This is a genomic window from Streptomyces sp. Xyl84 (genome assembly GCF_059731885.1).
This window is the reverse complement of the sequence record NZ_AP029182.1, coordinates 5,773,112-5,797,176: the sequence shown is the minus strand read 5'-3', so window position 1 is coordinate 5,797,176 and position 24,065 is coordinate 5,773,112. Positions and strand designations below refer to the sequence as shown.

Sequence of the window (24,065 nt, the reverse complement as noted above, 5' to 3'; positions counted from 1 at the left end):
ATCCGTCGGCACTCCGTGAGGTCTACTCCTGTCCGGTTTTCGACCCCCTGGCCGGTCCGGGCAGTTGCCCCCGCCCTGCGCAAGCACGAGCCCCCGCACACGGGTCGTGTGCGGGGGCTCGCCCACCGCGGACGCGGCCGGACCGGGACCGCGCCGGAGGAGGGCCGGGTCAGTAGACGTGGACCCCGTACGCGCTCAGGGCCTCGGTGACCGGCTGGAAGAACGTCGTGCCGCCGGAGGTGCAGTCGCCGCTGCCGCCGGAGGTCAGGCCGTAGGCCGTGCTGCCGCCGTACAGCGGACCGCCGGAGTCGCCGGGCTCGGCGCAGACGGTGGTCTGGATCAGACCGGAGACGATGTCGCCGCTGCCGTAGTTGACCGTCGCGTTGAGGGCGGTGACACGGCCGCTGTGCGTGCCGGTCGTGGAGCCGCGGCGGTAGACGGTCGTGCCCACGGACGGCGTCGCGGCGCTGGTGATGTCCTGGCTGCCCACGGCACCCGACTTGGTCACCGAGCTGTTGGTGTAGCGCACGATGCCGTAGTCGTTGCCGGGGAAGGAGGAGCCGGCGGTGGTGCCGAGCGTGGTGCTGTGCGAGGAGTTCGACCACCAGGTGCCCGCGCCGTCGGTGCAGTGACCGGCGGTCAGGAAGTAGTAGTTGCCGCTGGAGTCCTGGACGTTGAAGCCCAGCGAGCAGCGCCAGCTGCTCGCGTAGATGGCGTCGCCGCCGGAGATCAGCTTGTTGAACCTGCCCGGGGTGTGCTTGATCGTCAGGGCCCCGGAGTCGGTCCCGGCCTGCTGTTTGATCCTGTTGATGTCGGCCTGCGAGACCGTGCTGTCCACGGTGACGACGACCCGGTTGGTCTTGCTGTCGACGGCCCACGCGGTGCCCGGGACGTCCGCCTTGAGCACCGAGTCGCTCGCCTTGGTGAGCTGGGCGGCGCTGAAGGTGCTGGTGTCGGCCGCGTGCGCGCTGGGGACCGCGAACGCCGCAGTGGCCACGAGCCCGGCGGCAAGGGCGACCAGCCGGGTCTGTCTCGTGATGGCGGTGCGGGGGGAAGTGCGCTTGATCCTCACTTTTCGTTCCTCCACAAAGGAAGTCGGGGGCCCGCGTGGGGTCGGGGCCCGTGAGGCGCAGAGCCAGGGGGGAGTCCGGGTTCCAGACACGTTGTGCCCCTGACAAGCGCTGTGGGGGAGTATTCGGCCGAACGGCCGGTCGGCGCAAGAGTGCCTTTCGGCCGTGCGACTGTGTGCGGTTCGAGTGGACTGTGTGCGGTCCGGGTGATTTGACGGTGGGTCAGGGGTCGGCGGCCGGGCGCCGGGGGCTCAGCGCAGGGTGCGCTCCCCCGCGGGTATCGCGAGGTCCAGGGTGTTGCCCGGCGGCGGGAACGGGCAGATGAAGTGGTCGGCGAACGCGCACGGCGGCAGCACGGCACGGTTGAAGTCGACTGTGGTGCGGCCCTCGGCGTCCGGAGCCTCCGGGTGCAGGAAACGGAAGCGGAAGCTGCTGTCCCCGCTGGTGGTGTCGGCGAACACCGCCCACAGGCCGCCGTCCGGCTGCCGGGCCGCCTGGAGTGTCAGGTCCCGGCCCTGGAGCGTGAACGCCAGTTCCCCGGCGAGAGCCAGACCGCGCTCGCGTCCGTCCGCGTTCGGCACGCGCACGGTGCGGCTCTCCCCGTACGGGGTGAAGCGCCCCGGTACCGACCAGCGCGGGTCGTACGCGCCGGCCGCGATACCACGGAACGCCCGGCGGGCCTCGGACGCCGGGTCGAAGTCCCGTACGCCCCAGGCCCCTTCGCGCAGCAGCACGACCAGCCGGCGTTCGCCCAGCGCGACCCGCGCGTCCGCCGCCGACGCCGTGTCGGCGCCGAGCCGCACCTCTCCGGCGAGGGGCCGGCCGTCGACGGTCAGTCCGTCCGCCTCGGCGGCGGTGAGCACGACCGCGTCGCCGTCGGCCGCCCACCTGCCGGGAACGCCCGGCAGCAGACCCTCCGGGTGGTCCTCCAGCCAGTGGGTGCCGGTCAGCGCGAGCGGCCCGTAGGGTGCCGACACCGTCGCGGTGCGGTCCTCGTGCCACTGCTTCCACCGGTCGGATGCGTCCGTCATGTGATCAACCCTTCCATGTGCGGCCGTGCGGCCAAACCGAGGGGGGCGCGGCGTGGCGCCCTGGAGCGGATACGGGAGAACGAGGCCGGCGCCGGCGTCCTGGCGTACGGACACGGGGGCGCGGGGCGCCGGGGGGAGCTGGGGGGGCGGCGGGCCGCAGGAGCCCCCGGCCCGGGCGACAGGGGCGAGAGCCAGCCCCTGGACGGGCGCGGCGGCCGCCGCGGGAAAGGGCCCGCGGCCCCGGCGCCCGGCCGAATCCCCCGCCCGGACGACGACCGGATGGCCCCGGGGCGGACACGGCCGGCCGCCGCCGGGCTAGGTCCTGTCGTCACATTCCCGTCGTCCGCCCGGAGGGCGGGCCTCGCGGCGTCAGGTGCGTGCTCTCGGCGTGCCGGGCCCTGACCCTCGTACTGGACGTACTCGGGTCCGGGCCCGGTGCGGCGAGAGTGCGTGCATGGCGTCGCGATGCAGCCGGGAATGTGACGACAGGGCCCAGGGGAGACGGGGTGCCGGCGGCCCCGCGCGACGGACGCCGGCGACGAGGCGGTCACGCCGCACCTCCCGCCCCGGCCCGCCGGCCGGCCGGCCGTTCGGCCCTGCGACCGGAGGACCGGCCGGGGCGGCCGGCGGCGGGCCAGGTCAGGTCCAGGTGCTCGCGCAGCGTGGTGCCCGGGTAGAAGGTGCGGAACAGCCCGCGGTGCTGAAGCAGCGTCACGGTGCCGTTGACCAGCCGCTCCAGGTCGCGGCGCGGGTCGGACGGCACGAGGTGGAAGCCGTCGACGGCGCCCTCGCGGTGCCAGGAGGCGATCAGTTCGGCGAGGTCGACGGGGCCGCCCCGGTACAGCGGGCCCCGGGCGGTCCGCCGGACGCCTCCGCCTCTCCCGGCTCCCCGGCCGTGCCCTGAGCGGGGGAACTCCCAGGCCCGTTCCGCCGCGTACTCGCCGTCGCCGAGGTCGACGGCGAGGTCCGCCAGGACCCGCAGGGTGCCCGGGTCGCGGCCGCACCGGGCGGCCTCCTCGTGCAGCCGGTCCCGTACGGCCGCGGCCTGTTCCGGGTGCGTCGCGCTCACCAGCACCACGTCGGCGCGGTGTGCGGCCGTGCCGCGCGCGGCGTCCTCGGTGGCGGCGGCCACCCGGACGGGGTGCCCCTGCGGGGACCGCGGCGCGGCCGGGGAACCGCGGTCCGGACGGCCCCCCAGGCACGCGGCCCCGTCGGCCGCCCCGTCGCTGCCCCCGTCCGCGGCCGGGCCGGCCGGGGACGTGATCCGCCACCCGGCCCGGCCCTGGCTGATCCGGTCGAGGGCCGCCACGGCGGCGGGGACGGCGCGCGGTCCGGCGTGCGTGCTCGGGACGGCGGGCACCAGGCCCACGCGGCGGGTGGCGGCCGCCACCCGGGACAGCACGGCGAACGCGTCCGGTCCGGGGCGCGCCGAGCCGTCGTCGAGCGTCACGAAGTCCAGGCCCCCGCTCTCGGCGAGGCGTGCGGACTCCACGAAGGGTTCCGAGAAGGCTTCCCCGCAGGGCTCCCCGCGGGACGCGGCGTCGTGCGCCGGCTGCCGGTCGAGTGCGGCGGCCAGGTACAGCCTCGGACCGGGCGGCGGTGCGGTCATCGCGCGGACTCCTCTCCGTCACGGGCCGGGCGGGGGAAGGCCGGTGGCGGTCGCCGTCCCGGCGGGGCGCCGGTCACAGGACCTTGGAGAGGAAGGCGCGGGTCCGTTCGTGCCGCGGCCGGTCGAGCACCTCGCCCGGCGGCCCCTGCTCGACGATCCGGCCGGCGTCCATGAACACCACCGTGTCGGCGACCTCCCGCGCGAAGGCGATCTCGTGGGTCACGACGATCATGGTCGTGCCCTGCCGGGCCAGGTCCTTGATGACGTCGAGGACTTCGCCGACCAGTTCCGGGTCGAGCGCCGAGGTGGGTTCGTCGAAGAGCAGCAGGCGGGGCTCCAGGGCGAGCGCGCGGGCGATGGCGACCCGCTGCTGCTGGCCGCCGGAGAGCCGGCCGGGGTACTCGTCGGCCTTGCCGGCGAGACCGACCCGTTCCAGCAGCAGCCGCGCGGACTCCACGGCCTTCGCGCGGGGCCGCTTCAGCACGGCGACGGGCGCCTCGACGAGGTTCTCCAGCACGGTCAGATGCGGGAAGAGGCGGAAGTCCTGGAAGACGAAGCCGATCCGGGTGCGCTGGCCGCGGACCTCGCGCTCGGGCAGTTCGTGCAGGGTGTCGCCGGAACGGCGGTAGCCGACGAGGGTGCCGTCCACGCTGATCGCACCCCGGTCCACCTTCTCCAGGTGGTTGATGGTGCGCAGCAGCGTCGACTTGCCCGAGCCGGACGGGCCGAGGACCACGGTGACCTGGCCGGTGTTCACCTGGAGGTCGATGCCCTTGAGGACCTCCTGTGAACCGAAGCTCTTGTGGACGGACCTGATGTCGACCATGACGCTCATGGTGGGGTTCCTTCGGTGCGGTGGGACGGGAAGAGGACGCACGGCCGGCCGTTGCCGGGGCTCACCCGACGGCGTACGGGGCGGCCGTGCTCCCCCGGTGGTGTGCGGGACGGCCGGGCTCACCCGGTGGCGTGCGGGACCGGCGCCGGAGCCGGCACGGACGTCTTCGCCGGAACCGGAACCGCTGCGGAAGCCGGAACGGAAACCTCCGCCCGGCCCGGACCGGAAGCCGCCGCCGAAGCCGGAACGGAAGCCGCTGCCGGAGGAGCCGGGGCGGAAACCTCCGCGGGCCCCGGTTCAGGAGCCGTCCCGCTCAGGAAGCCCAGCACCGCGCGGGCGGTCGCGTCGTTCTGCCGGAACGCGGGGCCGCCGGTGCGCGGCCGTGTGAAGGCGCCGGGCGTGCGGCCGTCGGTGAACGGGCCGAGCGCGAAGCGCCGGGGGTGCGGGCGGCCGTCGCGGTCCAGGATCCTGCCGTCGCCGCGGTCGACCCGCAGCAGCCCGTCGGGGGTCTCGGCGGCTCCCTCGGCGTGCAGGGCGCGCAGCAGCCCGTCGCGGGTGCGCCGGACGGTGGGTTCGGGCAGCCGCGCCTCCACCAGCGCCCGTGCCTCGACCACCGCGCCGGGCACGGTCGGGCTCGACGCCCGGAACACGCCGTCCTCGGCGGTGACGGTCATGCCGGCGCCGACGAACCGCAGGACGCCCGCCCGGGACAGGGCGAGCATCTGCCGCAGCCGGGGCCCGGGCGGCCCGGAGGCGAGGGAGCTGAAGAAGCCGTGCCACCAGGGTCCGGTGTCGCCGAGCCGCACCAACTGGCCGTAGACCGACAGCAGTCCGAGGAAGAGACCGAGGTCGGCGCTGTGGGCGGGGTCGTGGCGCCGGCGCAGGTCGGCCTCGATGTGTCCGCGCAGCGCCTCCTGGAAGTCCTCGGGCGTCTCGTGCCGCACGCCGTGCAGCGGGCGGTCGAGGGCGGCGAGGTCGAGCCGGTCGGCGGGGTCGGGCACGGCGGCGGCGACCAGGGCACGGTGCCCGGCGGGGTCCGCGGCCGCGTACGCCCGCTCGAAGTCCGCCCAGGCCATGGCGGTCCGCTCGGGGTGGGCCGCGAACAGCCGGTGGTAGTGGGCGAATCCGAGTTCCTTCTCGGCCAGCGGCCACAGATCGCGCCGGAAGTCGAACCCGCCGGGGCGGGCCGACAGCGCCTGGATCTCGGCCGGTCCGAGGAAGCGGGGCAGCGGCGGGCGCTCCCCGGTGAGGTCGTAGCCGATCTTCGAGTGGTACGGCACCCCGCGCCGTGATCCGACGTACAGCACGGGTTCCCGTCCCGACGGCAGGTAGGTGTCCTGCTCGTGGCGGCCGCCGCGGCCCTCGGTGAGCAGCACCATCAGGTCGACGAAGGCGAGTCCGAAGCCGCGGACGATGACCGGGGCGCCCGCCGGCAGTGCGGACAGGTCGCTGTCGGCGGTGAAGTCCGGTGCCAGGTGGACCAGGCCGTGGTCGCGGGCGTAGGCGGCCAGGCGGGTCTGTTCGACGTCGGGTTCGGCGTCCAGGTGGCCGAGGGCGAGCACCACCAGGTCGGCGGGCAGGGGCCGCGGGCGGCCCTCCAGCCACACCTGCTGGCGGCCCTCGCGCGGCCCGCCGAGCCGGAGCGCGCGCCGCCGGTGGTGGTGGACGGTGACGCCCGGCGGCAGCGCGGCCACCGCCTCGTCGTACACCCAGCGCAGGTAGGAGCCCTGGACGCGGCGGTCGGTGAAGGTGCGGCCGGGCAGGGCCGCCCACTGGTGCAGGGTGGGGCCGGTTCGCACCGGCCCCGCCATGTCGGCCGTCTCGTCGGTGAACATGGTGACGTCCTCGGCGTGCGAGTTCATCCACAGCAGCGGTGACTGCGCGGCGCGCCAGACGCGTCCGGCGCCGGGCGGGTACGGGTCGACGAGGTGGATGTCGAGGCCTTGGCCGGCGTACAGCCCGGGTGCGTTGGCGGCGATGCGTTCGAGCAGACCGGTCGCCCGCGGTCCGGCGCCGACGATGACGAGCGAGGACCTCATCGGGTGCGCTCCGTGCCGCGTGCGTAGTGCTTCTCCACGTAGTGCTGGCCGATGCTCAGCACCGAGGTGACGACGGTGTACCAGAGGGTGGCGACCATCAGCAGCGGGATGACCTGGTAGGTCTGGTGGTAGACGAGCTGGGCCGAGTACAGCAGGTCCTGGACGGCGATGACGCTGACGATGGAGGTGCCCTTGAGGGTGCCGATCAGCATGTTCCCGGCGGGCGGCACGATGGAGCGCATCGCCTGCGGGAGGACGATCCGCCGCAGGCGCCGCCACTGGCTCAGGCCGAGCGCCTGGGCGGCCTCGCTCTGGCCGCGGTCGACGGAGAGGATGCCGCCGCGCACCACCTCGGCGGCGTAGGCGGCCTCGTGCAGGGTGAGGCCGACGACGGCGACGGTGACCGGCCCGAGCAGGTCGACCGTCTTCACGCCGAGGACGTGCGGGTACAGCGCCCCGATGTTGAACCACAGCAGCAGCTGCACGAGGATCGGGATCGACCGGAACAGCCAGACGTAGCCCCGGCTGACGGCGCGCAGCACCGGGTTGCCGGAGAGCCGCAGGACGGCGAGCAGGGTGCCGAGGGCGAAGCCGAGCGCCATGACGACGGCGGTCAGCCACAGGGTGAGCCAGAGTCCGCGCAGGACCGAGTCGGAGGTGAAGTAGTCGGCGACGACGTCCCATTGGAACGCCTTGTTGCGCACGACGGAGGTCAGGGCGAGTCCGAGCAGGGCGAGGACGACGACGGCGGCCGTCCACTGGCCGGGCCGGCGGCGCGGCACGACGCGCAGGGCGTCGGCCGGTTCGGGTGTGCCGGGGCTGCCGGGTTCGGCGGGTGCGGTGGCGAGGGTGCCGGAAGACATGCGAAGACTCCGTGACGTAGGTCGAACACGGGTGATGCCTTCACACGGGAGCGCCGGGGGCGCTGGCGGCCGAGCCCCTCAGCAGGGCCGTTCCCCCGAGAGTACGGGCGGGTTTCCCCTCGCTGTCAAGGGCGTCCAGCATATGAGCCGGTCGTCTCAAGGTGGTTGACGGGAAACCGGATGCCTGTTCCACTTGGCCCATGCATCCGCAGCAGTGGCTGGTCACGCGCTCCCACATCGACTTCGGTCGAGTGTGGTCCTGTTCTTGTTGAGCTGAGCCGACCCCCTGCGCGCCCTCACGCTTCCGGGCGCTCGCGGTGTTCTCCCGTTCCCCCTTTCGGGTACTTCGCGCCCGTCGCACCTTTCGCGCCCACAGCGCCTTTCGTCTCGGTCGCGCCTTCCCCGTCCGTCGTGCCCCTCACGTCCGTCACCCCTTCGCGCCGTTCGCGTCCTCGCGTCCTCGCGTCCTGGTCATCGCCTTCACACGCGCCCCTCCCCTCGCGCCGCCTGACACCCCTTTCCTTCCAGGAGACCGCACGCCATGCGCACGTCCCCGCACACCCGTAAACGGCATTTCATCCCCTTCGCCCTGATCAGTTCGGCGGCGCTGCTGCTCTCCGCGTGCGGCTCCGGTGCCGGCGGCACCGGTTCCGGCGGGTCCGTCGCGGGCGCCGCCAGGGCCGCCGCCGAGATCCCGACCGCTGACGTCGTCTCCGGAGTCCGCGAGGACCCGGCCGCCGCCCGCCTGCTGCCCCCGGGCGTGCGGAGCCTGACGCTCGCCTACGCCGTCGGCGGCGCGCCGCCGGGCACCTCCTACCTCGGTGACGGCAAGACCCTCGCCGGCCAGGACGTCGACTTCGCGCAGGCCGTCGCCAAGGTGCTGGGCATCGGGCTGAAGACGCGGCAGGCCTCGTTCGAGGCGATCCTGCCCGCCCTGGACAGCGGCAAGTACGACCTCGGCGCGGGCAACTTCGGGGTGACCGACGAGCGCCGCCGGACCATCGACTTCGTCACCTACATCAACGACGGCCAGGGCTTCGCCGCCCGCAAGGACAGCAAGCTGGGCAAGGTCACCGACCTCACCCAGCTGTGCGGCCTGAACATCGCGACCGGCGCCGGGACCACCTTCGAGGCGACGCTGGAGCAGAACGCGCACCGCTGCGCGGACGCGGGCGGGAAGCCGTACAAGGTGCAGACCTACAGCGAGTCCGGCGCGCTGTGGTCCTCGCTCCAGCAGGGCCGCAGCGATGTGGTGATGTCCACGATCAACGGTCTGAGGTACGCGGTCGCCCAGCAGCCGGGCCTGAAGTTCCTCGACGAGTTCCACCGCCTCGACGTCGGCTTCGCCTTCAAGAAGGGCACGAAGCTGGCGCCGGCCTTCCGGGCCGCGGTGAACCGGCTGATCTCCGACGGGACGTACGCGAAGATCCTCGCCAAGTGGGGCACGACGGCGTCGGCGATCAGCACCTCGCGCATCTCACCGCCGGAACTGAGGTCCTGACACGCCGGCAGCGGCCGTCCCGCGGGCCGGTATCTGCTTCCTGGGGCGTGTTTCGAAAGTCCCGCCTGCCCCGCGACGCCTGGCACGCGCGCTCGCCGCGTTGTCGGGATCGTCCACGTACGCCCAGTACGAGGACGACCCTCCGCCTTGCGATCACACGCACCAGACGCCGCGGAGCCCGCCCTTCGGGCGGACAGCGCCACTTTCGAAACACGCCCTAGCAGTCGCAGCCGCAGTCGCAGCCGTCGCAACTGCAGCAGTTCCCGCAGCAGTCGCAGCAGTCGCCGCAGCCGCTGCAATCGGGGCAGTCGCAGTCGCAGTTGCTGCACCAGCCTTCGCGCCGCTGCCGTGACCACGGGCCCTCGAACTCGTCGGCGCAGCACGCCTTGCAGGTGCAGCACAGGCCGACGGCGACCGCGCAGCCCGTGAGGAAGCCCCGCTTGCCGGGGCGCGGCGGCTCACCGCCGAAGGGGTTGCCGCCGCCGTGGTGCGGGTGGTCCGGGTCGTGCGGGGCCCGCGGGTGCTGCGGGGCGTACGGCCCCTGCGGCGGCCCGAAGGCGCCGTGCGGCGCAGCGGATCGGGCGCTCTGTCCGGGGTGCGCGGAATCCGGCGCGTGTCCGCAGGCGGCGGTGCCGAAGGCGCGGTCCACCGATCGCGGGAGTTCATGGACGAGCAGCAGGTGCGCGAGCCGTCCGTCCGTGAACTCGGCCTCCTTCAGGGCGAGCCGGATGCCGTGCACCGCGTCGTCCGCGAGCCGGCGGGCCTCGGCGAGCGGCGTGCCGGTCGCGGTCAGCGGGTTCCAGGCGCCCGACGCGGCGTCGGCGTCGCGGTCCTCGACGGCGTCCAGGAGGTGTGCGAGCCGCCCGAACAGGCGCCCCGCCTCGGCGAGGGGTCCGGCGTTGCCCGGCCGGCCGGCGAGGACCGCGGTGTGCGCGAAGGCCGCGGCGGTCGCGGTCTCGGTCGGTTCGGTGACGGTCAGGACCGGTGTGCCGGGCCCGGCCAGCGACTCGATGCCGGCCTGCCGGTCCACCGCGTCGACGAGGACGGCGGTGTCGAAGCCGACGTCGGCCCCGGTGCGGGCGCCCGCGCGCCCCCAGCTGTCGGCGACCTTGCGCGCGGCGAGCGCCACCGGCCTGCGGGCCAGCAGCCCGTCGCCGTCGGTGACGTGGTCGCGCACCTTGGCCGAGGCGAGGACCAGCGAGACGGCCGCGGCGAGCCGTGCGCCCTCGCCCTGGGCGACGGAGGCGGTGCGCATCCCGCGCAGCGGGCACGGTCCGGCCGTGCGCCGCCCCGTCCCCGCCTTGCCGCCCCTGCGGCCCTGTTCGGCCTGAGCCTCCGTCAGAACCGATATGAGCAGCCCGTCGTAGTTCGTCACGACCCGGGCGAACTGGCCGTGGTCGCCGCGCAGGGCCAGACAGAGCCCGCACAAGTGGGCCATCCACTGGGCCTTGAGATGTTCACCGAGCCGGTGGCTGCAGGGTCTGACGATTCCGAACACGACGATCCCCCGTGGTGTCTGCGACGTTGAGCTGCCGCATCGTACCGACGGGCCTGTTCACCCGTACGCACCACCGCTCACCCGAGTGCCGTCGACCATCATATTTCACTTCCGGTCAGCATCGGTGTACGGCATGACCCTTGGGGCACAAGGCCCTCGACGGATCCGCTGTGCACCAGTACCGTCACAAACCCCCCGTGCGGCGTCTATCCACTTGGCGCGCTGTCAGCATCATGGATGACCATAGGGATGCGAGAAGCAGAAAGACCGCTGTGAGAGGAGGCGTCCATGGGATCGGTACGCAAGGCGAGTGCGTGGCTCGGCCTCGTCGACGACAACGAAGACGAGCGCTATTACGACGACGACTATTCCGAGGGGACCGAGTCCGGCGACGCCTGGGTCACCGACCCCCGGGTGAAGGTCGCCGCGGACACGGCCGAGGACAAGGGGCGTCGGATCGGCACGGTGACACCGGACAGCTTCCGGGACGCCCGCGCCATCGGCGAGCTGTTCCGTGAGGGCGTGCCCGTCATCGTCAACCTCACCGCGATGGAGGCGGCCGACGCCAAGCGCGTGGTCGACTTCGCGGCCGGGCTCGTCTTCGGCCTGCGCGGCTCCATCGACCGGGTGTCCACGCGGGTGTTCCTGCTCTCCCCCGCCGACACGGAGATCGTCAGCGGCGACCCGGGCGGCCACCGCTCGGACGGGTTCTTCAACCAGAGCTGAGGCAGGGCCGCACGCCGGCCCTGCCCCGCCCGGGCCTCACCGCAAGGCCCGACGGCTCACCGGAAGGCGTCGATCCCGGTGAGCGCCTTGCCCAGCACGAGCTGGTGCATCTCGACGGTGCCCTCGTAGGTGAGCACCGACTCGAGGTTGGTCGCGTGCCGCATCACGGGGTATTCGAGCGAGATCCCGTTGGCGCCCAGGATCGTGCGCGCCGTGCGGCAGATCTCGATCGCCTCCCGCACGTTGTTGAGCTTGCCGAAGCTGACCTGCTCGGGACGCAGGCGGCCGGCGTCCATGCGCCGCCCCAGGTGGTGGGCGAGCAGGATCCCCTTGTGCAGTTCGAGCGCCATGTCGGCGAGCTTGGCCTGGGTGAGCTGGAAGCCGCCGAGGGGCCGGCCGAACTGTTCACGCGACTTGGCGTAGTCCACGGCGCTCTGGAAACAGGAGCGGGCCGCGCCCATGGCACCCCAGACGATGCCGTAGCGGGCGTGGGACAGACAGCTGAGCGGGCCGCGCAGCCCGGTGACCTCGGGCAGCACGGCGTCCGCGGGCAGCCGTACGCCGTCCAGGACGAGTTCGCTGGTGACCGAGGCGCGCAGCGACCACTTGTGCTTGATCTCGGGGGCGGAGAAGCCGGGTGCGTCGGTGGGGACGACGAAGCCGCGGATGCCGTCCTCGGTCTGTGCCCACACGACGGCGACGGCGGCGACGGAGCCGTTGGTGATCCACATCTTGCGCCCGCTGAGCACCCAGTCACCGCCGTCACGCTTGGCGTGGGTGCGCATCGAGGCCGGGTCGGAGCCGTGGTCGGGCTCGGTGAGCCCGAAACACCCGATCGCCTCGCCCGCCGCCATGCGGGGCAGCCACTGCCGCTTCTGCTCCTCGCTGCCGAACCGGTGGATCGCGTACATGGCGAGGGAGCCCTGCACACTGACCAGGGAGCGGATGCCCGAGTCGGCGGCCTCCAGCTCCAGGCAGGCGAGCCCGTACTGGACGGCGCTGGCGCCCGCGCATCCGTAGCCCGTCAGGGACATGCCGAGCGCGCCGAGGGAGCCCAGCTCCCGGGCGAGTTCCCGGACGACGGGCAGTTCCCCGGTCTCGTACCACTCGGCGATGTGCGGCAGTACGCGGTCGGCGGCCCAGTCGCGCACGGTGGCGCGGACGGCGAGGTCCTCCGGTTCCAGCAGGTCGTCGATCCCCAGGGGGTCGACGGGGTCGAACGGGGGCAGCGACGGTTTCGGCGACGACGCCGGCATGGGCACCTCCGACTCAGTAAACTAGCAGCGCTAGTTACATGGCTCCGGCCCGACGTTACGACGCGCCGTGGTCCGCGTCCAGCATCACGCGGAGACGCGGGACCGCTCGACCTCGCGCTGCGCGGGCAGCTCCACCGCCTCGTCGCACTGCATCACCCGGGGCAGGCGCAGCGCGGCCGCCGCGCCGAGCAGCAGCAGCCCCGCGCTCACCAGCAGGGTCACGTGCAGCCCGTGCACGAAGGAGTCCCGGGCCGCCCTCCGCAGGGCCGCGCCGGCCGGACCGCCGAGCCGGCCGGCGACCTCGTAGGCCTCGCCCAGCGAGTGCGACGCCCGCCCCGACGCCCCGGCCGGCACCCCCGGCACCCGGGCGACCCCGGGCGCGTACGCCGCGTTCATCACCGTGCCGAGCAGGGCGATGCCCATGCCCGCCCCCAGCTGGTACGAGGTCTCGCCGATCGCCGCGGCCCCGCCCGCCCGGTCCGCCGGGGCCTCGCTGAGCATCGACTCGTACGCGCCGAAGAGCGTCGTCTCCAGGCCGAGGCCGAGCAGGACGAACCCGGCCAGCAGCAGCCCGGCGTCGTCCGCGCCGCCCATCGCGGTCAGCAGCACCACCGCGGCCGCCGTCACGCAGAAGCCCGCGCACACCATGCGCCGCGGACCGAACCGGCGCAGGACGCGGGCGCCCACCAGCCCCGCCGCCATCGCCGCGAAGGTCAGCGGCAGCAGCCGCAGCCCGGTGCCCAGCGGTGACAGCCCGAGCACCAGTTGCAGGTACTGGGCCGCGATCAGCTCCAGGCCGACCAGCGCCAGCATCGCCAGCACGATGCAGCCCACGGCCGTGCTGAAGGCGGGGCGCGCGAACATCCCGAGGTCGACCAGCGGGTGCGTGCGGCGCCGCTGCCGCCGTACGAAGGCCACCAGCAGCACCACGCCCAGCACCAGCGGTCCCAGGGTCACCGCGCTGAGCACCGGCTCACCGCCGCCGAGCCGCTTCACGCCGAACACGGCGCCGAACAGGCCGGCCGCCGCCATCAGCGCCCCGGCCACGTCCCACGGCCCCTCGCGGCCGCCCCTGGACTCGGGCAGCAGCAGCCGCCCCACCGGCAGGCTGACGAGCATCAGCGGAATGTTGACGAGGAAGACCGACCCCCACCAGAAGTGTTCGAGGAGGAAGCCGCCGATCAGCGGTCCGACCGCGGCGCCCACCGCCGCGACCGCGCTCCAGATGCCGATGGCCAGCGCGCGCTCGCGCCGGTCGGGGAAGACCTGGCGCAGGATCGACAGCGTGGCCGGCATGATCATCGCCCCGCCGACGCCGAGCAGCGCGCGGGCGAGGATCAGCGTCTGGGGGTGGTGGGCGAAGGCCGCGACGGCCGAGGCGACCCCGAAGAGCGCGTAGCCGAGCAGCAGGATCCGTCTGCGGCCCACCCGGTCGCCCAGGGTGCCGAAGAGGATCAGCAGCGAGGCGCAGACGAGGGGATAGGCGTCGACGATCCAGAGCAGTTCGATCGCGCCGGGCCGGAGGTCCTCGGTGACGGCGGGCACCGCCACGTGCAGCACGGTGGCGTCGACCGCCACCAGCAGCAGGCTGACGCAGAGCACGACCAGGACGACCCAGCGGCCCGCACCGTCCCCGGCCGCCCGGCGGCGCTGCCCGAGGGCCGCCGCGGTCGTACCGGACATGCCGGACATGTACGTACCTCCCAGATGAACCCTCGCCTCGGCGGGCCCGCGGAGTGGGGACGTTCCGCGACAGGGCCTGGGCCGGGAAGGAGCGGTGGTCCCCGGCCCGCGCAACGAGGTGCGAGTGACACGGCAGCCTACGCGAGTCCTCCGCCGGGAAGCGTGGCCCATCTCTCACACTCCGGACGGAACCCGTGTGGCGTACGCCACTCGTCTGTCCGGCCGGGCCGCCCGGCTGTCCGTCCGCTCCCCCGCCCGGTCGATAATCGAGCCCGTGACCGATCTTACGACGTGCGTGGTGGCAGCCCGCCGGACAGCCCTGCGCCGGGCCGCCCCGGCCCTGTACGGGTACGCGGCCGTGCGCGCCCTGGGCCTGCTGCTCCTGGCCGGGTGGAGCGCGGCGCGCGGCAAGAGCGCCTACACGCTGCTGACCGCGCGCTGGGACTCCCTCTGGTACGCCAGGGTCGCCGCCGGCGGCTACGGCTACCAGGTGCGCCTGCCGAACGGGGACGTCCACTCCGACCTGGCGTTCTTCCCGCTGCTGCCCTGGCTGGAGCGGCTGGGGGCCGCGGTGGGCCCGCTGTCGTACGCCGACGCGGGCTTCGCGGTCAGCCTGTTCGCCTCGCTCGCGGCGGCCTGGGGGATCTTCGCGGTGGCCGACCACGTGTACGGCCGCCGCGCCGGGGTCTGCGCGGTGCTGCTGTGGGCGGTGCTGCCGGTCGGGATCGTGCAGTCGATGGCGTACAGCGAGTCGCTGTTCACAGCGCTGGCCGCCTGGGCGCTGTACTGCGTGCTGACCGGCCGCTGGGCGAGCGCCGGCGCGCTGGCGCTGGCGGCCGGGCTGACCCGGCCGGTCGGTCTCGCCGTGGCCGCCGCCGTGTGGACGGCGGCCGTCGTCTCCCTCGTCCGCGAGCGGCGCGCGACGGCGGGGCCGGCCCCCGACCGGCCCGCGACGACCGCACCCGCCGCCGCGCCCGGCCGCCCCGTGCTCCCCGCCGCCGGGCCGGGCCGCCGCCTCCTCGGCATGCTGCTGGCCCCGCTCGGCGCCGCGGGCTACGTCCTGTGGGTCGGCCACCGCACCGGCGGCGGCCTCCTCGGCTACCTCGACGTCCAGGCGGGCTGGCGCAACGGCTTCGACGGCGGGTACGCGTTCGCGCGCTTCGTCGGCGACAAACTGACCTCCTTCCCCTCGGCCCTGGCCGGGGCGGGGCTGATCATCGGGGTGGCGCTGGTGGTCCGGCTCTACGTCGTCGGCGTACGGCAGGGCCAGCCGCCCGCGCTGCTGGTGTACTCGGGCGTCGTCACGGCGCTCGCCCTGTGCGCGTCGAGCTACTTCGGCTCCAAGCCGCGCCTGCTGCTGCCCGCCTTCCCGCTGCTGCTGCCGCTCGCCCTGGCGCTCGCCCGGCTCCGCCCCTCCCGGGCGGCGCTGGTGACCGGCGCCGTCGCCCTGGTCTCGGCCGTCTACGGGGCGTTCTGGCTCAACGGCTCCGGACCGCCCTGACCGGAAGGGCGGCCGCAGGCCGCTCAAGATCATTCCTCATCCGGCCCCGCACCCCCGCCCGGAGCGCGCCGTGTACGAACGGTGAATTCCCCCGGAGCGTTCCGTCAACGTATTCATAAGCAGCCGATAAGGGCAGCCGGAATGATCAAAGGAAATGCAGGCCGGTGGCCGTCCTCATTTGCGAAATCCGGGGAAATCAGGCCCCGTTGAGAGCAATCCCACATCACATCGTCATCACAAACCACGTGATTCGTCCGGGAACTGCGCTCACTCGCTGTAACGTCGATTAGGTGCGTACCGAAGGAACCCTCACCCGCCTGGACCGGGTGTTCGCCAGGCTGGACCGTGAGCCACAGCGGCCGGCGCACATCGACATGCCGAGAATGAGCAGGCACCGGGTGGTGCTGTTCTCGGCGACCCTGGCCTTCTACCTGGCGATCGTCTGGGCCGTGGTGACCACCTCCTGGCTGGTCCGGCTGGACTGGCAGGTCATGTTCTTCCGGCCGTACCAGCAGTGGCCGCAGATCCACGCGTTCCTCGACTACTACGTGGTCCTGGGCCAGCGCGGCCCCACCGCCGTGATGGTCGCCTCCTGGCTGGGCTGGCGTTCCTGGCGGCAGCACACGCTGCGCCCGCTGCTCACCCTGGCCGCCTCGCTGCTGCTGCTGAACATCACCGTCGGCGCCGCGAAGTACGGCATGGGGCGGCTCGGCCCGCACTACGCGACCGTCATCGGCTCCAACGAGATGGGCCTGGGCGGCGATATATTTCCCAGCGGCCACACCGCCAACGCCGTGGTGACCTGGGGCATCCTGGCCTACCTGGCCTCCACCCCGACCGCGCGGCGCTGGCTGTCGGCGCTGTCGGCGGTCACCTCGCTCGGCGTCGGCCTCACCACCGTCTACCTGGGGACGCACTGGCTCAGCGACGTGGTGCTCGGCTGGGCCGCCGGACTGCTGATCCTGCTCGCGCTGCCGTGGTGCGAGCCGCTGATCGCCCGCACCGAGAACGCCCTCTTCGACCTGCGCGACCGCTGGCGCTCCCGCCGCGGCCTGCCCGTCCCCGTGCCCGGGCCGGCCCTGCCCGTGGGCACGCCCGTGGTGCACAAGCAGCGCACCCCCGCCCCGCAGGAGGCTCCGGCGACCCACGGCACGCTCGGCGCGGCCCTCGCGGCCCGCCCGCCCGCCCCCCTCGCCCCGGGGCCGCACCCGGCCCGCGCCGAGCGCACCCCGGTCACTCCGGCCGGCAGCCGCAGGCCGCCGCACCCGGAGCGCTCGGAGCGGGCACCGCACGGCACGACACCGGCCCCGGCGGCCCGCTCCTGACCGGCGCTCACGCCGCACCCGGCAGGCGCTGCCGCTGCCGGCCCGCCGCTGTGCCCCTCCGGGCCCTCAGCCCTTCCAGGCCCGGACCACCCGGTCGTCCCTGACCTCGAAGTTGAGCCGGCCGACCCGGTACTCCATGGTGATGATCGCGCCCGGCGGCAGCGAACGGACCGTGGACCAGCCCTGCTCGCGCGCCAGCCGCTCGGCCTGCCCGGCCTCCAGACCGACGTACCGTTCGGGACTGTCCTGGGGCTCCGCGGGCGGAGTGGGGATCGGTGCCATGCTCCCCACGGTAGGCCCTGTCACCCCCTCGCCGGCGGTCCCGGCCGCCCCCGCGGAGGGAAGCGCACCCCTCCCTCCGTAGTCGCATCAGCTGATATGCGCCTCTCCTGTCACGTTTGCATCACAAGATCACCACGGCGGGAGACACCGAACTCCGGCACCCCCGCGAGCGCTTCCGTCCCCCTTCCGCGCCCATTCGAACGCAATTCCCCGACGCCGGGGACGCGCCCCGGAAATGCCCGGCGGAAAGCTGGGGGGAAGAAGGGAGAGGGGGAGCGGGGAGCGGGGAAATCGCCGCCGGACCCGGTTCGGGGCACGCCCGGATCCGCATTCCGCTTCCCGTCGGCGCGGGCCTCCGCGGGCGCGGCTCCGCACAGGAATTCCACTGGTTCGGGAGGGGCCTTCCGCTCCCCCGCCGCGCGTCCGGATCCCCCCGCCCCCTGCCCGGCCAAGATCCACTGCCACCCGGCGAGTTGACGGTGCGTGATGATACATAGACCCAGTGTGACCGGGTGTGGTGGAGGCACGATTCCGTGCCCCGCAGGGCGTGACTCCCCCGCAGATCGTCCGTTGTCTTCTTCATGAGCCGGGGGCCCTCCCGGCTCATGGGCCGGGAGCCACCCGGTCCCGCCACGCACCGCATCCCGAGGAGCCACCCGTGCCGCGCATGCTCGACGTCAGCGACGCCGTACGCGCCGAGATCGGCGACGAAGAAGCCGACCGGCTGCTCGCCGGAGAGAACGCCCCGGGCAGTTACGACTGCACGTCCTGCCGCACCCCCGGCGACTCCGAACAGGAGCGCACCAGCACCGTCCTCTTCGTCGGGGACGAGACCGCCGTCCTCGCCTTCGCCCACGCCACCTGCCTGCCCTCCCAGGTGGTCCAGGTCACCGAGGAGCAGCTGCGCGGCGCGGTCCGCTCCATCAACGCGGACACGGGCGGCCAGAGCGCCGCCGGGGTGCCCGCCCAGGGCGTGCCGCAGCAGGCCGCTCCGGAGGCCGCTGCCCGGCAGGGGGCCCAGGAGCCGGCCGTGCTCGGCGTGACCAGCGGTCTCGTTCTGGTCGCCGGAGAGCTGCATCCCGCGCTGGTCGTCGAACCGACCGCGCCCATCGTGCGGCCTGGCACGACCGGCCCCGGCGACGACTTCCTGACGCTCCTGACCGAGCAGGGCTACACGCCCGTGGCCGGCCTCGAATCCGTCCCGCCCGTCCTGCACGGCTGGTCGGTGCTGCTGGCGATGGGGCAGCTGCACGCCGTTCTCCAGCCGGGCGCAGAGGGCGGCCGGCCGGCGGCCTGGTGGCAGGCGCACCAGCCCCTCCAGGTCACCGAGGGCTGGCGGGCGGCGGCCAACAAGCACCAGCAGGTGCTGATGTTCGCGGCGCCGGTCGGGTCCATCGGCCGCCAGCCGCGCGAGGACCTGCTGCGCAACGCGCTGGACAAGGCGGCGGCGCAGGGGAAGCTGGTCGCGGCGACGCTGCCGCTCGCGGGGACCTGAGCCGTTACAGCCGCATCTCTTCCGGTTCGGGGTCGTTTGGACATACGTGCACGCATATGACGTTCCCCGCCGCCAGCCGTACCAGCCGATCCGGTCCGCACGGCCGGCCCAGGATCCGGCCGGCCCGTCCACCACGCCGATCTACGACGCGCTCTACGCCGAGTACGTCAAGTCCTACCGGACGCTGCCGGGCGACCGGAGCGGTGAGGAGGACCTGGGCTTCGTCGCGTTCGGGAACCTCGGCGCGGGGGCGAACGCGTACATCGCCTACGGCGCGGGGGCCTACAGCACCCGGCACAGCACGGGGCAGCAGCAGACGCAGTGGCAGCGCGTCGGGACGCGGGGGCGGCAGGAGAGCGGCACCGGGATGCAGCACGTCCCGGCGGCGCTGCCGCCCGCCCCGCGCCGCGCCACCTGACGGCCCCGGCACCGGCGTGGGGGCGGCCTGCCGACCGCGTGACGTCCGCGCGGACGCCCGCGGGACGGCCACGGAGGCGTACAGGCCGCGCAACGGCGGCCTGCGGACGCCTGCGGGACCGCGCGGACGACCGCGGACAGCGCCCCGGCAGCGGTTGCGGGCGGCGCGCGGAAGGTGCGGGGCCGGCGTACCAGCGGTGTCCGGACGGCGTACGGACAGGAAAAGGGCGGTCCCCGGTGCGGGGACCGCCCTTTCACGTCGCGCGCGTCACCCGCGCGCCCGCGTCACTTCTTCTTCGCGCCGCGCTTCTCGCGCACCCGCACCGAGATGTGGATCGGCGTGCCCTCGAAACCGAACTCCTCGCGCAGCCGGCGCTCGATGAAGCGCCGGTAGCCCGCCTCGATGAAGCCAGAGGCGAACAGGACGAACCGGGGCGGCTTGGTGCCCGCCTGGGTGCCGAAGAGGATGCGCGGCTGCTTGCCGCCCCGGATGGGGTGCGGGTGGGCGGAGACCAGCTCGCCGAGGAAGGCGTTGAGGCGGCCGGTGGGCACCCGGGTCTCCCAGCCGGCCAGCGCGGTCTCGATCGCCGGGACCAGCTTCTCCATGTGCCGTCCGGTGCGGGCCGAGACGTTCACGCGCGGGGCCCAGGCGACCTGGCCCAGCTCGGTCTCGATCTCCCGCTCCAGGTAGTAGCGGCGCTCCTCGTCGAGGGTGTCCCACTTGTTGAAGGCGAGGACGACCGCACGGCCCGCCTCGACGGCCATGGTGACGATGCGCTGGTCCTGCACGGAGATGGACTCGGAGGCGTCGATCAGGATGACGGCCACCTCGGCCTTCTCGACGGCGGCGGCGGTGCGCAGGGAGGCGTAGTAGTCGGCGCCCTGCTGGAGGTGGACCCGCTTGCGGATACCGGCGGTGTCGACGAACTTCCAGGTGACGCCGCCCAGTTCGATCAGCTCGTCGACCGGGTCGCGGGTGGTGCCCGCCAGCTCGTTGACGACGACGCGCTCCTCGCCGGCCACCTTGTTCAGCAGGGAGGACTTGCCCACGTTGGGGCGGCCGATCAGGGCGATGCGGCGCGGGCCGCCGACGCCGGCGGCGCCGAAGCTCTGGCGCGGCGCCTCGGGCAGCGCCTCCAGGACCCGGTCCAGCATGTCGCCGGTGCCCCGGCCGTGCAGCGCGGAGACCGGGTGCGGCTCACCGAGGCCGAGGGACCACAGGTAGGAGGCGTCGGCCTCACCGCTGGGGCCGTCGACCTTGTTGGCGCACAGCACCACGGGCTTGCCGGCCTTGCGCAGCAGCCGGACGACGGCCTCGTCGGTGTCGGTGGCGCCGACCTTGGCGTCGACGACGAAGACGACCGCGTCGGCGGCCTCGATGGCGTACTCGGCCTGGGCGGCGACGGAGGCGTCGATGCCGAGGACGTCCTGCTCCCAGCCGCCGGTGTCGACGACCTTGAAGCGGCGGCCCGCCCACTCGGCCTCGTAGGTGACGCGGTCGCGGGTGACGCCGGGCTTGTCCTCGACGACCGCCTCACGGCGGCCGATGATGCGGTTCACCAGGGTCGACTTGCCGACATTGGGGCGGCCGACGACGGCGAGCACGGGCAGCGGACCGTGTCCGGCGGCCTCGATGGCGCCCTCCACGTCCTCCAGGTCGAAGCCCTCTTCGGCGGCCAGCTCCATGAACTCCGCGTACTCGGCGTCACCGAGCGCCCCGTGCTCGTACTCGTGCTCGGCCGAGCCGTCGGGCTGGATGTCGTCGTTCATGAAGTCCGTACCTCGTAGTTCATCGTGGTGGTCGGTGGAACACAGCCGTTCGCGGTGATCCACTACTCAAGTGTTGCTCAGCGCCCGGTGCGGCGCCTGGCGTTTTCCAGGTGGTCGGCGAGCTGCTTCTGGATGTGCTCGGTGGCCGTGTCCAGCGCCCGCCGGGTGCGCCTGCCGCTGCTGTCGCCGGCCTCGAAGGGCTCGCCGAAGACCACGTCCACGCGCGAGCGCAGCGGAGGCAGCCCCTTCATCAACCGTCCCCGCCGCTCGGAACTTCCCAGGACGGCGACCGGGACGATCGGCGCCCCGCTGCGGACGGCGAAGTAGGCCAGGCCCGCGCGCAGCGAGGCGAAGTCGCCCTCGCCGCGGGTGCCCTCGGGGAAGATGCCGAGGACGCCGCCCTGCTCCAGGACGCCCAGTGCCCGCGTGATCGCCGTGCGGTCGGCGCTGTGCCGGTCCACCTGGAGCTGGCCGATGCCGGTCAGGAAGGAGCCGAGGGGGCCGACGAACGCTTCCTTCTTGATCAGGAAGTGCACCGGCCGGGGCGCCACGCCCATGACCATCGGGCCGTCGACGTTGTGCGAGTGGTTGACGGCGAAGATCAGCGGGCCGCTCGCCGGCACCTTCCAGGCGCCCAGCACCCGCGGGCGCCACAGCCCGTACATCAGCCCGACGCCGATACGGCGGCCGACGTCCGCACCGCGCTCCGACGGCACGGCCGCCGCACGCTCCGACGGAAGACTCACAGCGCCGCCCGCTTCTCCTCGGCGGCCCGCGCCTGCCCGGCGCCCCGCTTCTCCTCGACGAGGGTGACGACGCACTCGATGACCTGGGCCAGCGTGAGGTCGGTGGTGTCGACCTCGACCGCGTCGTCCGCCTTGGCCAGCGGGGAGGTGCTGCGGCTGGAGTCGGCCGCGTCCCGCTTGATCAGGGCCTCGCGGGTGGCGTGCACGTCGGTGTTCTTCAGCTCGCCGCTGCGGCGGGCGGCACGGGCCTCGGGCGAGGCGGTGAGGAAGATCTTCAGGTCGGCGTCCGGCAGCACGGTCGTGCCGATGTCGCGGCCCTCGACGACGATGCCGTGCTCGGCGCCGCCGGCCAGGGAGCGCTGCAGCTCGGTGATGACGGTCCGCACCTCCGGCACGGCGCTGACGGCGCTGACCTTGGAGGTGACCTCCTGGGTGCGGATCGGACCGGCCACGTCCACGCCGTCGACGGTGATCGTCGGGTGCGCCGGGTCGGTGCCGGAGACGATCACGGGCTTGCCGGCCACGGCGGCGACGGCGGTCGGGTCTTCTATGTCGATCCCGTTGGTCACCATCCACCAGGTGATCGCCCGGTACTGGGCGCCGGTGTCCAGGTAGCTCAGGCCGAGCTGCGCGGCCACGGCCTTCGACGTGCTCGACTTGCCCGTGCCGGAGGGGCCGTCGATGGCGACAATCACGGGCTGGGCGGTCCGGGCGGCGCCGTGTTCCACAGCGGGGCACCTTCCTGGTGAAGGGTGGCGGGCGGGTGTACGGGACCCAGGGGCCCCCGCACAAGGTTACTGGCTGCCCGGGCACCCTCCGACTGCCGGAGGGTGCGGCCTCCGCGCAGCGGTGTCCGGGCCCCCGCCTCCGCGGCCCGCGGCCCTCACTGCCGCAGCGCCCAGCCCCGTTCCCGCAGGGCCGCCGTCAGCACGGGGACCGCCTTCGGTTCGACCATCAGCTGCACCAGACCGGCCTGCTGCCCGGTGGCGTGCTCGATGCGGACGTCCTCGATGTTGACCCCGGCCGTCCCGGCGTCGGCGAAGATGCGGGCCAGCTGTCCCGGCTGGTCGTCGATGAGCACGGCGACGACCTCGTACGCCCTGGGCGCGGAGCCGTGCTTGCCGGGCACCCGGACCCGTCCGGCGTTGCCCCGCCGCAGCACGTCCTCGACACCGGCACCGCCCTCGATGCGCTTGGCCTCGTCGGAGGACTGCAGTGCCCGCAGGGCCCGCACCGTCTCGTCCAGGTCGGCGGCGACGTCGGCGAGCAGGTCGGCGACCGGGCCCGGGTTCGCCGAGAGGATGTCGATCCACATCTGCGGCTCGGAGGCGGCGATCCGCGTGACGTCCCGGATGCCCTGCCCGCACAGCCGCACGGCCGCCTCCTCGGCGTGCTCCAGACGCGCGGCGACCGTGCTGGAGACCAGCTGGGGCATGTGGGAGACGAGGGCCACCGCGCGGTCGTGGGCGTCGGCGTCCATGACGACCGGGACCGCGTGGCAGTGGGAGACCAGCTCCAGGGCGAGGTTGAGGACCTCGGTGTCGGTGTCGCGGGTGGGGGTGAGCACCCAGGGGCGGCCCTCGAAGAGGTCGGCGGTCGCGGCCAGCGGGCCGGACTTCTCCCGGCCCGACATGGGGTGGGTGCCGATGTAACCGCTGAGGTCCAGGCCCAGCGCCTCCAGCTCGCGGCGCGGGCCGCCCTTGACGCTGGCCACGTCCAGGTAGCCGCGGGCCAGGCCCCGGCGCATGGCGTCCGCGAGCACCCCGGCGACGTGCGCGGGCGGGGCGGCCACGATCGCCAGGTCGACGGCTCCTTCGGGCGCCTCGCCCGTGCCGGCGCCGAGCGCGACGGCGGTACGGACCTGCTCGGGGTCCCGGTCGGCCAGGTGCACGCCCACCCCGCGCCGGACGAGCGCCAGGGCGGCCGAGGTGCCGATCAGGCCGGTGCCGATGACGAGTGCGTTCCTCACTGGGCGATGTCCTTGCGCAGGGCGGCCGCCGCCCCGAGGTAGACGTGGGCGATCTCGGCGCGCGGCCGGTCGGTCTCGATGTGCGCGAGGACACGGACCACGCGGGGCATCGCGCCCTCGATGTCCAGCTCCTGCGCGCAGATCAACGGTACGTCGACGATGCCGAGCCGGCGGGCGGCGACGGCGGGGAAGTCGCTGTGCAGGTCGGGGGTGGCCGTGAACCAGATGCTGATCAGGTCGTCGGGGGTCAGGCCGTTGCGTTCCAGGACGGCCCTCAGCAGGGCTCCGACCTGCTCGCTCATGTGACCGGCGTCGTCCTGTTCCAGCTGGACGGCCCCCCGGACCGCTCGTACCGCCACGGCGCTGCTCCTCGCTGACGTGTGTACCGGTTGTCGCGCGCCGGCGTACCGGCTCGTGGCCGACCAGCCTAGTCAGGCGGCGGGCGGGTC

Annotated in this window: 21 protein-coding genes; 6 read left to right on the top strand and 15 right to left on the bottom strand. The window is 73.8% G+C overall.

Going from position 1 to position 24,065, the window contains the following annotated elements; all coding sequences use genetic code 11:
* Positions 1-169: 169 nt before the first annotated feature.
* The 6 genes from AC6I72_RS25115 to AC6I72_RS25090 all read right to left on the bottom strand — a co-directional run bounded on the left by AC6I72_RS25115 (position 170) and on the right by AC6I72_RS25090 (position 7,447).
* On the bottom strand, positions 170-1,072 hold the full coding sequence (locus AC6I72_RS25115) for a S1 family peptidase (protein WP_498003424.1): 903 nt from the start codon (positions 1,070-1,072) through the stop codon (positions 170-172).
* A gap of 249 nt (positions 1,073-1,321) precedes the next feature.
* A complete protein-coding gene (locus AC6I72_RS25110) occupies positions 1,322-2,101 on the bottom strand; it encodes a DUF1684 domain-containing protein (protein ID WP_498003423.1) in 780 nt (259 codons plus the stop codon).
* Positions 2,102-2,648: 547 nt separating this feature from the next.
* On the bottom strand, positions 2,649-3,710 hold the full coding sequence (locus tag AC6I72_RS25105; RefSeq protein ID WP_498003422.1) for an LLM class flavin-dependent oxidoreductase: 1,062 nt from the start codon (positions 3,708-3,710) through the stop codon (positions 2,649-2,651).
* Positions 3,711-3,783: 73 nt separating this feature from the next.
* Positions 3,784-4,545: an amino acid ABC transporter ATP-binding protein gene (locus tag AC6I72_RS25100; RefSeq protein ID WP_498003421.1), complete on the bottom strand. Its 762-nt coding sequence runs from the start codon at positions 4,543-4,545 to the stop codon at positions 3,784-3,786.
* 119 nt (positions 4,546-4,664) lie between these two features.
* Entirely contained in the window at positions 4,665-6,584 is a 1,920-nt protein-coding gene (locus AC6I72_RS25095) for an FAD/NAD(P)-binding protein (protein ID WP_498003420.1), read from the bottom strand.
* Complete coding sequence (locus AC6I72_RS25090; RefSeq protein ID WP_498003419.1) at positions 6,581-7,447, bottom strand: amino acid ABC transporter permease; 867 nt, start codon at positions 7,445-7,447, stop codon at positions 6,581-6,583. The genes AC6I72_RS25095 and AC6I72_RS25090 overlap by 4 nt, the downstream gene beginning before the upstream one ends.
* A 541-nt stretch (positions 7,448-7,988) precedes the next feature.
* On the opposite strand from AC6I72_RS25090, the gene AC6I72_RS25085 reads away from it, so the two are divergent.
* Entirely contained in the window at positions 7,989-8,948 is a 960-nt protein-coding gene (locus AC6I72_RS25085) for an ABC transporter substrate-binding protein (protein ID WP_498003418.1), read from the top strand.
* A gap of 217 nt (positions 8,949-9,165) precedes the next feature.
* On the opposite strand, the gene AC6I72_RS25080 is transcribed toward AC6I72_RS25085, so the two are convergent.
* Positions 9,166-10,446: a DUF5685 family protein gene (locus AC6I72_RS25080; RefSeq protein WP_498003417.1), complete on the bottom strand. Its 1,281-nt coding sequence runs from the start codon at positions 10,444-10,446 to the stop codon at positions 9,166-9,168.
* A gap of 288 nt (positions 10,447-10,734) precedes the next feature.
* Between AC6I72_RS25080 and AC6I72_RS25075 the strand changes: the two genes are divergently transcribed.
* Positions 10,735-11,172 (top strand): cell division protein SepF, encoded by a 438-nt coding sequence (locus tag AC6I72_RS25075; protein ID WP_037860600.1) that lies wholly within the window; start codon positions 10,735-10,737, stop codon positions 11,170-11,172.
* A gap of 56 nt (positions 11,173-11,228) precedes the next feature.
* On the opposite strand, the gene AC6I72_RS25070 is transcribed toward AC6I72_RS25075, so the two are convergent.
* Both AC6I72_RS25070 and AC6I72_RS25065 read right to left on the bottom strand, forming a co-directional pair.
* Positions 11,229-12,428: an acyl-CoA dehydrogenase family protein gene (locus AC6I72_RS25070; protein ID WP_498003416.1), complete on the bottom strand. Its 1,200-nt coding sequence runs from the start codon at positions 12,426-12,428 to the stop codon at positions 11,229-11,231.
* 84 nt (positions 12,429-12,512) lie between these two features.
* Positions 12,513-14,111 carry an MFS transporter gene (locus AC6I72_RS25065; RefSeq protein WP_498003415.1) on the bottom strand — a complete coding sequence of 533 codons (1,599 nt, stop codon included), beginning with the start codon at positions 14,109-14,111 and terminating at the stop codon, positions 12,513-12,515.
* Positions 14,112-14,385: 274 nt separating this feature from the next.
* Between AC6I72_RS25065 and AC6I72_RS25060 the strand changes: the two genes are divergently transcribed.
* Positions 14,386-15,612: a putative hexosyltransferase gene (locus AC6I72_RS25060; protein WP_498003414.1), complete on the top strand. Its 1,227-nt coding sequence runs from the start codon at positions 14,386-14,388 to the stop codon at positions 15,610-15,612.
* 290 nt (positions 15,613-15,902) lie between these two features.
* Complete coding sequence (locus tag AC6I72_RS25055) at positions 15,903-16,937, top strand: phosphatase PAP2 family protein (RefSeq protein ID WP_498003413.1); 1,035 nt, start codon at positions 15,903-15,905, stop codon at positions 16,935-16,937.
* Positions 16,938-17,003: 66 nt separating this feature from the next.
* Here AC6I72_RS25055 and AC6I72_RS25050 read toward each other — a convergent pair whose 3' ends face one another.
* Positions 17,004-17,219 (bottom strand): I78 family peptidase inhibitor, encoded by a 216-nt coding sequence (locus AC6I72_RS25050; protein ID WP_498003412.1) that lies wholly within the window; start codon positions 17,217-17,219, stop codon positions 17,004-17,006.
* Positions 17,220-17,877: 658 nt separating this feature from the next.
* On the opposite strand from AC6I72_RS25050, the gene AC6I72_RS25045 reads away from it, so the two are divergent.
* Together AC6I72_RS25045 and AC6I72_RS25040 are read left to right on the top strand one after the other, a co-directional pair.
* On the top strand, positions 17,878-18,714 hold the full coding sequence (locus tag AC6I72_RS25045) for a DUF8842 C-terminal domain-containing protein (RefSeq protein WP_498003411.1): 837 nt from the start codon (positions 17,878-17,880) through the stop codon (positions 18,712-18,714).
* 46 nt (positions 18,715-18,760) lie between these two features.
* The gene (locus AC6I72_RS25040) at positions 18,761-19,132 is read left to right on the top strand and encodes a hypothetical protein (RefSeq protein WP_498003410.1); all 372 of its coding nucleotides are present in this window, start codon (positions 18,761-18,763) and stop codon (positions 19,130-19,132) included.
* A gap of 284 nt (positions 19,133-19,416) precedes the next feature.
* Here AC6I72_RS25040 and der read toward each other — a convergent pair whose 3' ends face one another.
* The 5 genes from der to aroH form a co-directional block, all read right to left on the bottom strand.
* The gene (der, locus tag AC6I72_RS25035; protein WP_498003409.1) at positions 19,417-20,901 is read right to left on the bottom strand and encodes a ribosome biogenesis GTPase Der; all 1,485 of its coding nucleotides are present in this window, start codon (positions 20,899-20,901) and stop codon (positions 19,417-19,419) included.
* Positions 20,902-20,978: 77 nt separating this feature from the next.
* The gene (locus AC6I72_RS25030) at positions 20,979-21,722 is read right to left on the bottom strand and encodes a lysophospholipid acyltransferase family protein (protein WP_498003408.1); all 744 of its coding nucleotides are present in this window, start codon (positions 21,720-21,722) and stop codon (positions 20,979-20,981) included.
* Positions 21,644-22,375: a (d)CMP kinase gene (gene cmk / locus AC6I72_RS25025; protein WP_366725750.1), complete on the bottom strand. Its 732-nt coding sequence runs from the start codon at positions 22,373-22,375 to the stop codon at positions 21,644-21,646. The genes AC6I72_RS25030 and cmk overlap by 79 nt, the downstream gene beginning before the upstream one ends.
* 155 nt (positions 22,376-22,530) lie before the next feature.
* Complete coding sequence (locus tag AC6I72_RS25020) at positions 22,531-23,616, bottom strand: prephenate dehydrogenase (RefSeq protein ID WP_498003407.1); 1,086 nt, start codon at positions 23,614-23,616, stop codon at positions 22,531-22,533.
* Entirely contained in the window at positions 23,613-23,975 is a 363-nt protein-coding gene (gene aroH / locus AC6I72_RS25015; protein ID WP_037860616.1) for a chorismate mutase, read from the bottom strand. The genes AC6I72_RS25020 and aroH overlap by 4 nt, the downstream gene beginning before the upstream one ends.
* Between the last annotated feature and the right edge of the window lie 90 nt (positions 23,976-24,065).